Genomic DNA, 12,366 nt, shown 5'->3' on the forward strand with positions numbered 1-12,366 from the left:
TTTATTGTCCGGTGTTGATTTGTTTGACCAGACAGTACGGCGAATTCTATCATAACGTAAGTTTTGAAATCTTATGCATGTCATAAGGAAAAGTTTGATATGCGTGCTCTTAATCTTGATCAGCTTCATGCCTTTGCCGATGTGGTCGCACTTGGCAGTTTTTCGGCAGCCGCCGCCAAACTTAATCTGAGCCAGCCCGCGATCAGCCAGCAGGTGCGCCAGCTTGAAGAACGGCTTGGCGTCAAGCTGATTGAACGGGTGGGCAAGCGGGCCGAACCAACTGCTGCCGGGCAGGCATTGCTGGCCCATATTGGCGGGATTGATGCATCGATCCGTTCTGCACTGGATGCGGTTTCAAGCTTTGCCGATGGCCCGGCGGGTCAGGTGCGGATCGGCACCGGGGCAACGGCCTGTATCTATTTTCTGCCAGCCATTCTGGAAAAACTGCAACGGGCCTATCCGAAGCTCGAAATCATGGTGCGCACCGGCAATACCAGCGACATTGTCCGTGCGATCGAAGACAACCAGCTTGATATCGGGCTGGTAACCATGCCGTGCAGCGGCAGAAGCCTGTCGATCATGCCGGTCATGACCGATCCGTTCGTGGCAATCTTTGCCGGGGATGCGGATGTGCCCGATATAATTCATCCCCGGGATCTCGAAACCCAGCCGCTGGTGCTTTATGAACGCGGTGGTTTGACCAGAACCCTTGTTGATGACTGGCTGCGTGATGCCGGGGTTGCCGGACATTCGATCATGGAACTTGGCAGTGTCGAAGCCATCAAGGAACTGGTCGGGGCGGGGATCGGGGCGACAATTTTGCCGGAAATGGGCGCACGCCTGGGCCGCACCCAGTTTCCGGTTACGACCCGGCCGCTTAATCCGCCATTATCGCGGGAACTGGCCATCGTCATGCGCCGGGATAAAACACTGACCCCGGCATTGCGCGAAGTCCGCAACAGCCTGATGGCAGCAGCGCAAACCCGCAAGTCGTCCTGACAAATGCGGGGGCGCGTGCGATACGGCCTAGTCTTCTTCGGGCACGTAAAAGGTCGGAAATTCCGCGTTGGGTTCGGGCATGTGCATGGTAACGCCCGCACGGTTGATCATTGCCATGATGTGATCAGGGGGCAGGCAGTCGGTAAAGAATGCACTGACATCGGTGATCGAGCCACCCCGCACCACAGCGTTCCGGCCGAATTTGGTATGATCGGCAACAAGGTATGATTTGCGCGCATTCTTGAGGATTGCCGAACGGGCGCGGACTTCCTGTTCATCGAAATCCAGAAGACTGCCGTCCGGATCAATACCACCGACGCCGAAAATCCCGTAATCGACCTTGTAGCTGTTAAAGAATGCCTCGACCTCGGGGCCAAGAACATCGCGGTCACGGTTACGCAACCGGCCACCAATCAGGGTGACATCAAAGCTGTCATTGGTTGCAGCAACATAGGCGACATTCAGATTATTGGTGAAAATCCGCAGGTCGCGATGCTGAAGCAACGCGCTTGCCACCAGTTCCGGTGTGGTGCCGATCGAAAAGAACAGCGACGCCCCGTTGGGGATTTCACGCGCGACAAGGGCGGCAATCTTGCGCTTTTCATTGACGTTCAGAACCTTGCGCGCCCGATAGGCGATATTTTCATGTTCAAGTGCCGGTTCGACGCCGCCGTGGCGACGGCGCAGCAATCCTTCGTCACACAGGGCATTCACATCACGACGGATGGTTTGCGGGGTGACGTCAAAGCGTTCAGCAAGCTGATCAATGGTGCGGAAACCATCGGCGCGGACAAGTTCAACAATGCCAGCCTGGCGTTCAGTTGGACGTTTTTGCATGGAAACGTTTCTTCGGTGTTGTTCGTTCGAAAGCAGGCGAATGGTATGTCGCGCATATGTCGGTTGCGTTACGGTTTAGCGGCAATCGTGTGAAACAAACTTTATGCAATAAGTGCCGGGCAACCCAAAGAAAAAAGGCCGCCCCGTGGGCGACCTTTTGAAACGTATCAGGACCGGAAAAGGTTTTCTGCCGCTTCCATGTAATCGGAAGTTTTCGGCTCTTCTTTTTTCTCTTCGGTCTTTTTGCCCGGATAATCCGGTTCCGGATTGATCTGCAATTCTTCGGGCAGCGGATCGGGCTCGACGTCACGGGCGATTTTTTCCGGGTTCTTCGAACGTGCGATCACGACCTGTTTTTCCAGATCAAGTTCGGTGCAAAGACCCATGGTCACCGGGTTGCGCGGCGTCAGGTTGGCGGAATTCCAATGCGTACGGTCACGGATTTTACCGATGGTGTCCTTGGTGGTACCGATCAGTTTGCAAACCTGTGCATCCGACAGTTCCGGGTGATGCTTAAGCAACCAGGCAATCGCATTCGGGCGATCCTGACGCTTGGAAACCGGGGTGTAACGGGCACCTTTGGACTGCGCGCGCGGACGCGGCAAATCGGTTTTCGCCATCTTAAGGAATTCGCGCGGGTCTTTTTCGCAACGCGCGATTTCTTCCTTGGTCAGCTGCCCGTTGGCAACCGGGTCAAGACCGACGATGCCCTGGCCAACGTCACCATCCGCAATTGCCTGGATTTCAAGCTCGTGAAGCTCGGTAAAGGCGGCAATCTGCCGGAACGACAAGCCGGTATTGTCGATAAGCCATACAGCGGTTGCTTTGGGCATGAGGGGCTGTGCCATAATTCCTCCTGTTTCCTTCTTTCTCTCTGGAGACCGGCAATGGGTATGAGCCCAAAAAGCGCGGGAATCTATGCCCCAGAATATAATCTCTTTTGGTGGTCCGGCAATGCTGCAAAGGCAACCAAGGGGTGAACCAAGGGTTGCTGCGCATCGTCGGACCCGCCATTGCGTTCTTTTCGATCAATGTGCGGGTAAATGCAACAATCTGTTGCGGACTTGCGAAAAGAATATTTCTTTTCGATCTGCAAACATCGTCATGTTGCGATGGAAAGGTCCGATAAACGGTTCGGACCGATATCCAAAAACGATCAACTGACTTCCAGTATCACTTTTCCGATGTGTGCGCCACCCTTCAATATGCCATGGCCTTCCTCTGCCTTGGCCAGCGGAAGGGTTTTGTGGATGACTGGTGCAATCTGTCCGTTTGCAATCATCGGCCAGACCTTTTCGCGCAGTGACTGTGCAATTGCACCCTTGTTCGCAACCGGCTGGGCACGCAGTGTGGAGCCCATCAATGTCAGGCGCTTAAGCAACAGCGGCGTGAAATTGGTTTCGGCCTTCGGACCGCGCAAAAAGGCAATGATCAGAATGCGGGCGTCAAAGGCCGCGGCCTTGAAATTGCGGCTTACATAGTCACCGGCAACCATATCAAGGATGACATCGGCACCCTTGCCATCGGTTGCGGATTTCACATCTTCGACGAAATCGCGCGTTTTGTAATTGATTGAAACATCGGCGCCAAGATCGCGGCAGGCCTGACATTTTTCATCGCTGCCTGCGGTTGCGATCACTTTGGCCCCGAATGCCTTGGCCAACTGGATCGCTGTTGTGCCGATCCCCGACGTGCCGCCATGCACAAGGAATGTTTCACCAGATGTCAGCTTGGCCTTGTCAAAAACATTGTGCCAGACCGTAAAGAAGGTCTCAGGAAGGCCCGCGGCCTGAACCATCGTAAGGTTCTCGGGAACAGGAAGGCATTGCGCCGCCGGTACAGCAGCATATTGTGCATACCCGCCACCGGTCACCAGCGCACAGACTTTGTCCCCGACCTTCCAGTCGCCTACTTTTGGGCCGGTTGCAACGATCTCGCCCGCAAGTTCAAGGCCCGGGATTTCGGATGCGCCCGGCGGTGGCGGATACATGCCGGCAACCTGCATCAGATCGGGGCGGTTGATCCCGGCGGCCCGAACCCGGACCAGAACATCATCATCGCCGATTTCGGGAATATCGGCTTCGGCCAGTGCCAGATAGGGGGCATCGGCGTCCTTGCGAATTTCGACAGCCTGCATTTTCGTTGGCAATTGGGCGTGCGACATTGCGACCTCCGTGGCGAATTGTGGATTTAGTACCTATCTAGGGTCAGGACCTGTTAATTTTGTTGAAATGGTCAACCGGTCTTTGGCGCAAGTTAGCCGCCAAAATGTCCGGACACCAGTGCGATAAATCTAACAGGTCACAAGCCAAACCGACATCCCGTTACCCGAACCGGGGCAGGGATGTTGGTAAAAAAGCGACTGCAGGAAATGGAGGATGAGTGTGGAAGAAGAAGATCTTGGCATTGTCAGCAAGCGTGAATTTGGCCTGCCGCGCAACCTCGAAGGCATTTCGGTTGAAAGCCTGAAAGAATACCGGACCGCACTGGAACAGGAAATCAAACGGGTCGATGCGGCACTTGAACATCGCAAAGGTGCCCATGCCGGGGCCGAGGCATTGTTCAAAAGTTAAGTCCGAAACAGTTTCGGGTGGTGCAGCAAGGATTGACGGCCTTTCCAAATACTAGACGTGAGGATAATTTTTTTAAACCTGGGGTTAATTGAAATTTAAACTTCCCGTCTTATATGTGGAATAGAGGGTCATCTGTTGACCCCCTTGTCGAACGTGATGTTTCGATGCCTCCCTGTTAAACTGAGCCGCCCTTTTAGGGCGGTTCTTTTTCTTTGTCTTGTATATTCAATTACTTGTATTGCTTGTAGTTCTGCGGGCCATGGCAGTGCGCATCTGTAAAATGTGCAAAAGGGTACGGGTTAATACGTATTGTCACATTTGTGCCATGAATAGCCTTGACCGCTTATGAACCGCTGGCTAAAGTTCGCTCACCAAGAAAAATAAAACTAAAAAGTCCGGCAAGTTTAGCAGGTTGAGGTGAGGCCGCCCCGCAAGTGGGCGGTCTTTCTATTTGGCCGAACCGTGCCTTGAAGCAGTTCGGCACCTTTCCAATATAAACAGGATGACACACGAGCATCCACCGGCGTCCGAAAAGGCGTCATATCAAAGCAATTTTGCGGTTGTTCATTTCTCGCGGACATATGACGAAGCCTTTACCCTGCTTGTCGAGGCCCGTAACTATCTCGCCGCTCACAGAAGTCAGCATCGTAAAAAGAACAACAGCGGCGAAGCCATGGTCCGCTGTCTGGAAGAAATGCGCATGACCACGCGCCTGATACGGGCAATGGCATGGCTTCTTGCGGTACGTGCTGTCGAAGAAGGCGAAATCGGCTGGGAAGAAGCAATCGATACCGATGACCTGATGGTGGATCTGCGCATTTGTCTCGAAGAACGCAGTGACGCGTGTCAGTTCCTGTCGCCGGGATTGCTGGATCTGATGGACCGGGCACAGGCACTTTATATGCGTACTGCGCGCATGGAGCTACAGGTCGCCGCACGCTGTGCAAACTGACTGCTCGTTTTAATCCCTGACATCAACGGATCACTTGACGGCCGGGCGTGGCTTCGACGCGCTGGCGCAATCTCGCATGTAAGTAGATGTGTGGGGGAGAGGCCGAAGCGCGGGCAACAAGTCTTTGCCGCACGGAACCCCATGCCACAAAAATGCGGATCAGGTGCGCGATTGAACCTGAAAGACCTCAACCGGTTCGGCAAAGCCTTTCATCTGGCGGGTGCCCATCGAAACAAACTTCGCACGGCTGCCGCTATAGGTGTTTTTGACATTGCCTGACACCAACGTTTCATCCCCGCCAGCCTGGGCGCAAACGCGCGCGGCAAGCTGCACAACGCTGCCAAACAGGTCGTTTTCTTCGGCAATGGCTTCGCCGGCATTGATCCCGATGCGGATCTGGAATTTCAGGTCCTGGGTGGCGTTGTGATTGGCCATATTCTTCTGGATTTCAATGGCAGCCTCGACCGAGCTGGCAGAAGACGGGAAGACGGCCATGATGCCATCCCCCATATGTTTGACTTCCTTGCCGTAATTATTGATCAGTGCGGTGCGCACAATCTGGTTGTGGATATGAACCATCTGCTGTGCACCATGATCACCCAGTTCCTGGGTTTTGGCCGTCGAATTGACAATGTCGGTAAACATCAGCGCGTGAAGCTTTTTGCCTGCGCCACCTTGCGGATTGGCCGCGGGCTTTTCGCTCCAGTTCGCTATCGCACGCGATACCGATGACATGATGCTTTTCTCATCCTTCAGATAGGCATCCATCGATTCGCGGCCCGCGCCGTACATATCCTTGTATTTCGGCTCAAGAATATAGTCATCGACATTCTTGCAAAACGTATCGGCCATATTCTTGTTTGCGCCCAGCGCCGAAATGCAGTCGCGCAAAACGGCCCGGCCATCTCTTTGTTCGAGTGCATTCTTCTCGCTACACGCATCACACGCGCCTGCGACATACAGATTGACGCCAAATTTGTGATAGGCATCGAGAACCGGCACCGTGCGTTTGATCGCCTGCATTGATCCGGAAATGAAGTTCTTCATCTGCTCGCGGGTTGCACGCATTTCACGCGTTTCGACCAGTGGCCGGTCGGGCGTATCATCAATCGGGGCGTCTGGGGTTTGATCCTGAACGGAGTCCGCGGTGTCATCATCTGTATCGGATGCCATCCCGTCGCGTTCAAGTTCAGCCGCCATTTCGGCGGCGGACATCCGTGATCCGGACGATGGCGTGCTGTTTGATGCTCCACGGGTGCGGCTTCGCTGTGCCGGGCTGGTTCGCGCGGGTTTTGGCGATCGGCCAGATGATGGCTTGCTGCGTGCGCGTCCCTTGAACTTCTTGGTTAATGCCATCAGCATCGGCACGACACTGGCAAGGAAACCGACCGTAAAGGACATGAAATTGGCTTTGTCGTAAAAGCCCTGACTGATCTGCATGCCCATATTGGGCAGATATTCCAATCCTTTGGCCGCAACCAGCATGGTCGCCAGACCGATGGCGATGGCCACGCAAAACGCGATCATCATCTTAAGGGCCAAGCCAAGAATGCTTTGGCTTTCTGCCGCGGATGTGCGCTTGGGGCTTGCGGGTTTCGGTGCCTTTGCCTCATCGCTGCTGCTGGCGTCCGCGCCATTGCTTTCGGTTTGCCTTGTCGGCTCGGGTGTCGGGGCGGTCGGCTTCTGGGCCGCTGCGGGACGGTTGGCTTTGGGGCGGCTTTGGGCATTGCTGTTTTCAAGGTTGCCCTGGCCACGGGTCTCATAGACCACATACTCGTCCGAGCTGTTGGTCGCGTGGTTATAGACTTCGCGAATCACCTTGACGCCCGAAACATGTTTCGCGCGTTCGATCTGCTTTGCCTCTTCTTCGGCCTGCTTTTTTTGCGCACCGGTAAAGTGGCCGTGGATCTGCCAACGGCCTGAACGGTCTTTGATATAGACCTCATAACTTACCTGGTTACGCGCCGCCACCTGGTTCATCTATAACCCTGGTCGATTTGACAAGCCAAAGAGGGCGGCACGTCAGGTGCCACCCTATCCAAACGAAATAGAATTATGGCAAAAAAATGCCCGGAGAACCACCAGATATGCTGCATGGCAGATCATCCTTATGGTCATTCCAGGTTTCGTAGTGCGAGCAAGGGTGCAATCAATGGTTCTGCCAAAGAAAAACGCCCGCAGCATCAACAAGATGCGACGGGCGCTGATCCCACAGAACACATGAATGTGTTCTTTGCTTAGTTGCCGATATTGAAACCAGCGAAGCGCTTTTTGAATTTCGCAAGCTGCCCGCCGCTGTCCAGAAGACGGTGAACACCAGTCCAAGCCGGATGGCTTTTCGGATCGATGTCGAGCTTCATCACGTCACCAGGGTTGCCCCAGGTCGACTGCGTGGTGAAGGTGCTGCCGTCAGTCATCTGAACGGTGATCTCATGGTAATCGGGATGGATATCTTTTTTCATCGCCTAATCACTCCGGAATTTGAAGCGCGGTGTATAGTGTAAAAAATCGGCTCGCGCAACCCCTGTAACCGGGAATTATCCGATTAACGCCAAATGAGGGGAGTGCAGTAGCGATCTCGCGGTCATGTAGCAGCCACGCGCGTACGTTTCAAGCTTTTCTCGCAAGCGGTATCTTATGCATACTTGCACAGCACACTTTATATAGTATGGTGCGCCGACAATTGATTATCGCCTTGCCGGGGCAGATGCGCTTCCGGCGACAGACGGAGAACAAGACTGTGGCCCTTGAGGAAACCCGCTTCCATCAGATTGCAGATGAAACCATCGAGACCCTTTCCGATGTCATCGATGACGCGCTGGGCGATGACCTTGAAGTCGATTTGCAATCCGGAATCCTGACAATCGAACTCGATTCGGGCGAACAATTCATTATCAACAAGCATGGCCCGAACCGTCAGGTCTGGTTGTCCTCACCGGTCAGTGGCGCAAGTCACTATGACTTTGATGAAGACAATGAAACCTGGACCTCGACCCGCGGTTCGACCACGCTCCATGATCAGCTTTCTGCCGATCTGGCGGTGAAAACCGGAAACAAGCTTGATCTTGGCTGATCGCTGATCGGCTATATCGTTCCCTATGCATGCGGGATAAAGGGCCTTGGCGCGTACACCTACTGCTTCTGCAAGACTGATTGACCGGGAAACCAGTCGGAACCTGTCCTCGTTGCGGGCCATTGTTCCGTTTGTTCTGAAATATCGATTACAGCTGATCGGTGCGCTAATTGCGCTGGTGACGGCATCGGGAACCGTGCTGGCGCTGGGCAATGGTCTGCGCATGCTGGTCGATGAAGGCTTTGCCGACGGTGATGGCGGGTTGCTTGATCGCGCGCTTTTTGTGCTGTTTGCGGTGACCCTGCTTTTGGCTGGCGCCAGCTATATGCGCTTTTTCCTGGTGTCCTGGATTGGTGAACGGGTGGTCGCCGATATCCGTTCTGCGGTTTATCGTCACATCGTCCGGCTGGATTCGGAATTCTTTGAAGTCACCCGTACCGGTGAAGTTCTGTCGCGGCTGACGACCGATACCACGCTTTTGCAATCGGTCATCGGATCGAGCGTTTCGATCGCGCTGCGCAATGCGCTGATGTTTGTCGGCGGTTTGACGATGCTGGCAATCACCAGCCCCAAGCTGACAGCACTGGTCCTGCTGGTGGTGCCGCTGGTAGTGGTGCCGATTGTCGGCTATGGCCGTCGGGTGCGTCGCCTGTCACGCGAATCCCAGGACCGGATTGCCGATGTCAGTGCCTTTTCCGAAGAAACCCTCAATGCATTGCGCACGGTTCAGGCCTATACCCACGAAGATATCGAAAGCAAACGCTTCAACGATCATGTCGAAGGCGCGTTCAGAACGGCCGTGGCCCGTATTTCGGCCCGGGCACTTTTGACCGCCATTGTCATTGTCATGGTGTTTGGTGCGGTCGGCACCATCTTGTGGATCGGCGGGCATGATGTTCTTGACGGGGTCATCTCGGCCGGGGAACTTTCCGCCTTTGTCTTCTATGCCGTGGTGGTGGCGGGCTCGGTCGGTGCGATCAGCGAAGTGATCGGTGATCTGCAACGCGCAGCCGGGGCGGCGGAACGCCTTGTTGCACTGCTTGAAACCGAACCGCGGATTGCCGCCCCCGAAACGCCACAGCCGATGCCTGTCCCTCATCAGGGGCATGTCAGCTTCGAAGATGTCACCTTCCATTATCCGGCTCGTCCGGATCGTTCGGCCCTCGAAGGATTGACGCTTTCGGTCAAACCCGGCGAAACCGTTGCCCTGGTCGGGCCGTCGGGGGCTGGCAAGACAACCGTGTTCCAGTTGCTGTTGCGCTTCTACGATCCGGCAAAGGGCACCATTCGTGTTGATGGTGTCGATATTCGCATGGCTGACCCGGTTGCGGTACGTGAACGGTTTGGCCTTGTTGCCCAGGATCCGGTGATCTTTGCCGCCAATGCCTGGGACAATATTCGCTATGGCCGACCCGATGCCAGTGATGCGGATGTCCGCGCTGCGGCCGATGCCGCCCATGCCAGCGAATTCCTTGATCGTCTGCCGGATGGTTTTGATACCTATCTTGGGGAAAAAGGGGTCCGGCTTTCCGGTGGTCAGCGTCAGCGTATCGCGATCGCCCGTGCCATCCTGCGCAATCCGTCGATCCTGCTGCTTGACGAAGCCACCAGTGCCCTTGATGCCGAAAGCGAACAGGTGGTCCAGCAGGCCCTTGAAACCATCATGAAGGACCGCACCACCCTTGTCATCGCCCACCGTCTGGCAACGGTACTGCATGCGGATCGCATTGCGGTGATTGATGATGGCAAGCTGGTCGCGATTGGCACCCATCAGGAACTGCTCGAAGCATCACCGCTTTATGGCCGTCTTGCCAAACTGCAATTCGACCGCGACGCAGCCTGATCCGATCTCGACGTTTAAGGACTGACCCGGCGAAAGTTCCCGCTGCTATCAGGCAGACGTCGCTGCCCTTACCCTTATATCGGGCAGGGCGGTCTGATCAGCCCGCCAGCATCCTCGGGTACATCGGCACTTGTACTGCCCGCTGACGTATCCCGTTCCTGTATCCCGAACATAAAAAAAGCCTGCTCCGATAAAACGGGCAGGCTTTTTGCGATGCGATTGTGCGATGATGCTTACTGGGCGCTGGCGATCTTGCGGTTATCAAGCGACAGCTCGGCATATTGCTTGCGCAGGATGTCGGCATCGGCCAGGAAGGTTTTTAGCTCATCCCCCTTAAGCTTTTTGCCGCTGGGCATCTTGACGCGGATCGGGTTGACCTGGGCGTTGTTTTTCAGGATCTCGTAATGCAGATGCGGACCGGTCGAAGCGCCGGTGGTCCCGACATAGCCGATCACATCGCCCTGCTTGACGCGCGATCCCTGTTTCAGCCCCTTGGCAAAGCCCTTCATGTGGGCATAGGCGGTTTCATAGGAATCATTGTGGCGGATGCGGATGTAATTGCCATAACCGCCATTGCGACCGATTTTGGCAATCGTTCCATTACCGGCGGCAAAGATCGGCGTTCCGCGCGGCGCGGCAAAATCGATGCCTTTATGCATTTTGGTATAGCCAAGGATCGGATGCTTGCGCTTGCCAAAACCGGAAGACAGACGCGCGCCATTGATCGGCGTACGCATCAGGGCACGGCGATAGGATTCCCCCTTCTGATTATAGAAGTCGGTTTCGCCATTGCTGTCGGTATAGGAATAAAGACGCACTTCATGGCCGCTCAGCGTCATGCTCGCATAAAGCAGATCGCCATAGCGCACGCGCTCGCCCTTGTCGTTTTCAAGTTCCTGATACATCACTTCAAAGCTGTCACCCGGCTGGATGTCACGCTGGAAGTCGACTTCATAGGAATAAAGCTCGATCAGGCTCATCAGCACCGGGATCGGTACGCCATTGCGTTCGGCGGCCAGAAACAGGCTCTGCTCGATGGTGCCCGATGCGACATTCTTTTTGGTGGTTAATTCGATCTTGTCAGATGACGCTTCAAAACCGCTATCGGTGCGAGACACGGAAACAATGGTCTCGGGGTCAGGCTGGAAGCTCAGTTCGTCAAGAAGCTCGATGCTGTCTTCCATCGGCGCGGAATAGACAAGATCAAACTCCTGACCGGCCCGCAATTTGCGCGGATTGTAAACATCGCGCAGCGCCTCGATGGCGTTATAGGCCACGGTCCGTTCAAGCCCGGTTGCGGTAAGGGTCGCCATAAGGTTGGATCCTTTTTCAAGGATCACGGTTTCGCGGCGTGGTTCGATGTCGGGGATGCTTGCCGTTTCGGTTACGCTCCCGACCGGGGAGGTCATAACATTGCTTTCGGCTGCACTGGCAGAAAGGGCAGTATCTGTGGCGTTGGAATAATGATCGGATAACAGATATCCGGCCGTTCCCCCCAGAATTGCCATAACAGTAGCAATAGAAACCAAGTCTCTTCCGGCCATTGCCGTAGAACTCCCCTAATAACCAATAACCAGTTCGCTCAAGCCCGTTGCTCTTCGTGGCAACATCGGCTCAAACCTTATACATAAAAGCTCAAGCGATGTGAAACGCGAATTCGCAGCGACCATATCCGTTCCCATGGGATTATAATGGCGCGATTTCCTTTACGAACCGTTGAAGGTTTTTCAGGCCATTGCTCTTGATGGGCGGCGCTGAGATGCCAGTCGACAATGGCAAGAACAAGGCAGATCGGCAGCCTGCTGAAATTGCCACTTTTTCCCGTGCCGATCCGCCGGGAAATCAGCCCTTGCGGATCGCAAAATGCCCGCATCGATTTGCATACATATATATGTGCCCCGAATACCGTCTGAGCCGGTGGCAATGGCGCGCCAGGTTTCGATGGCGGGCGGGCTTGCATTCGAGGGTGCTGTGTAAAAGTCATGTGCCCATTTCAACCAATGGTCGGTGATCTGTTTTGGCCCGTTTCCGGTGCTTTTTCGCACATGTGATGTTTTTGCATTTTTCCTGCAGTTTTTTCCAAAAAAGG

General features: G+C 54.8%; 12 protein-coding genes. 5 read left to right on the forward strand and 7 right to left on the reverse strand.

All coding sequences use genetic code 11. From position 1 onward, the window contains the following. Positions 1–99: 99 nt before the first annotated feature. Complete coding sequence (locus CU041_RS04210) at positions 100–999, forward strand: LysR family transcriptional regulator (protein ID WP_101245928.1); 900 nt, start codon at positions 100–102, stop codon at positions 997–999. 27 nt (positions 1,000–1,026) lie between these two features. On the opposite strand, the gene CU041_RS04215 is transcribed toward CU041_RS04210, so the two are convergent. The 3 genes from CU041_RS04215 to CU041_RS04225 form a co-directional block, all read right to left on the reverse strand. Continuing rightward, complete coding sequence (locus CU041_RS04215) at positions 1,027–1,836, reverse strand: DeoR/GlpR family DNA-binding transcription regulator (RefSeq protein WP_068519700.1); 810 nt, start codon at positions 1,834–1,836, stop codon at positions 1,027–1,029. A 167-nt stretch (positions 1,837–2,003) separates the two neighbouring features. Beyond that, positions 2,004–2,684, reverse strand: a complete 681-nt coding sequence (locus CU041_RS04220) for a DUF1013 domain-containing protein (protein ID WP_068519701.1) — start codon at positions 2,682–2,684, stop codon at positions 2,004–2,006. A 308-nt stretch (positions 2,685–2,992) separates the two neighbouring features. Further along, complete coding sequence (locus CU041_RS04225; protein ID WP_233432998.1) at positions 2,993–4,000, reverse strand: NAD(P)H-quinone oxidoreductase; 1,008 nt, start codon at positions 3,998–4,000, stop codon at positions 2,993–2,995. A 214-nt stretch (positions 4,001–4,214) separates the two neighbouring features. On the opposite strand from CU041_RS04225, the gene CU041_RS04230 reads away from it, so the two are divergent. Beyond that, on the forward strand, positions 4,215–4,409 hold the full coding sequence (locus CU041_RS04230) for a DUF1192 domain-containing protein (protein ID WP_101245844.1): 195 nt from the start codon (positions 4,215–4,217) through the stop codon (positions 4,407–4,409). A 502-nt stretch (positions 4,410–4,911) separates the two neighbouring features. Then, on the forward strand, positions 4,912–5,361 hold the full coding sequence (locus CU041_RS04235) for a DUF1465 family protein (RefSeq protein ID WP_068519704.1): 450 nt from the start codon (positions 4,912–4,914) through the stop codon (positions 5,359–5,361). Positions 5,362–5,520: 159 nt separating this feature from the next. Here CU041_RS04235 and CU041_RS04240 read toward each other — a convergent pair whose 3' ends face one another. Together CU041_RS04240 and rpmE are read right to left on the reverse strand one after the other, a co-directional pair. Then, a complete protein-coding gene (locus CU041_RS04240) occupies positions 5,521–7,341 on the reverse strand; it encodes an adenylate/guanylate cyclase domain-containing protein (RefSeq protein ID WP_101245845.1) in 1,821 nt (606 codons plus the stop codon). A 257-nt stretch (positions 7,342–7,598) separates the two neighbouring features. Further along, positions 7,599–7,823 carry a 50S ribosomal protein L31 gene (rpmE, locus tag CU041_RS04245; RefSeq protein ID WP_068519706.1) on the reverse strand — a complete coding sequence of 75 codons (225 nt, stop codon included), beginning with the start codon at positions 7,821–7,823 and terminating at the stop codon, positions 7,599–7,601. A gap of 278 nt (positions 7,824–8,101) precedes the next feature. Here rpmE and cyaY point away from each other — a divergent pair, with 278 nt between their 5' ends. Continuing rightward, positions 8,102–8,434, forward strand: coding sequence for an iron donor protein CyaY (cyaY, locus tag CU041_RS04250; RefSeq protein WP_228196492.1), 333 nt, complete (start codon positions 8,102–8,104; stop codon positions 8,432–8,434). Between the two features lie 46 nt (positions 8,435–8,480). Further along, positions 8,481–10,277, forward strand: coding sequence for an ABC transporter transmembrane domain-containing protein (locus CU041_RS04255; RefSeq protein ID WP_068519707.1), 1,797 nt, complete (start codon positions 8,481–8,483; stop codon positions 10,275–10,277). A 233-nt stretch (positions 10,278–10,510) separates the two neighbouring features. Here the strand turns inward: CU041_RS04255 and CU041_RS04260 are convergent, their stop codons facing one another. Continuing rightward, on the reverse strand, positions 10,511–11,806 hold the full coding sequence (locus tag CU041_RS04260) for a M23 family metallopeptidase (protein ID WP_228196493.1): 1,296 nt from the start codon (positions 11,804–11,806) through the stop codon (positions 10,511–10,513). Positions 11,807–12,004: 198 nt separating this feature from the next. Then, a partial coding sequence (locus CU041_RS20800; RefSeq protein WP_212733763.1) for a hypothetical protein occupies positions 12,005–12,366 on the reverse strand: 362 nt, incomplete at its 5' end.

The sequence above is a fragment of the Thalassospira povalilytica genome, assembly GCF_002844235.1.
Classification (GTDB): Bacteria; Pseudomonadota; Alphaproteobacteria; order Rhodospirillales; family Thalassospiraceae; genus Thalassospira; species Thalassospira povalilytica.

Excerpts from the sequence above, each read along its gene's own strand:
- CU041_RS04220 (WP_068519701.1), bottom strand. The coding sequence starts at position 2,684 with ATGGCACAGCCCCTCATGCCCAAAGCAACCGCTGTATGGCTTATCGAC.
- CU041_RS04225 (WP_233432998.1), bottom strand. The coding sequence starts at position 4,000 with ATGTCGCACGCCCAATTGCCAACGAAAATGCAGGCTGTCGAAATTCGC.
- CU041_RS04240 (WP_101245845.1), bottom strand. The coding sequence starts at position 7,341 with ATGAACCAGGTGGCGGCGCGTAACCAGGTAAGTTATGAGGTCTATATC.
- CU041_RS04215 (WP_068519700.1), bottom strand. The coding sequence starts at position 1,836 with ATGCAAAAACGTCCAACTGAACGCCAGGCTGGCATTGTTGAACTTGTC.
- rpmE (WP_068519706.1), bottom strand. The coding sequence starts at position 7,823 with ATGAAAAAAGATATCCATCCCGATTACCATGAGATCACCGTTCAGATG.
- CU041_RS04210 (WP_101245928.1), top strand. The coding sequence starts at position 100 with ATGCGTGCTCTTAATCTTGATCAGCTTCATGCCTTTGCCGATGTGGTC.
- CU041_RS04230 (WP_101245844.1), top strand. The coding sequence starts at position 4,215 with ATGAGTGTGGAAGAAGAAGATCTTGGCATTGTCAGCAAGCGTGAATTT.
- CU041_RS04235 (WP_068519704.1), top strand. The coding sequence starts at position 4,912 with ATGACACACGAGCATCCACCGGCGTCCGAAAAGGCGTCATATCAAAGC.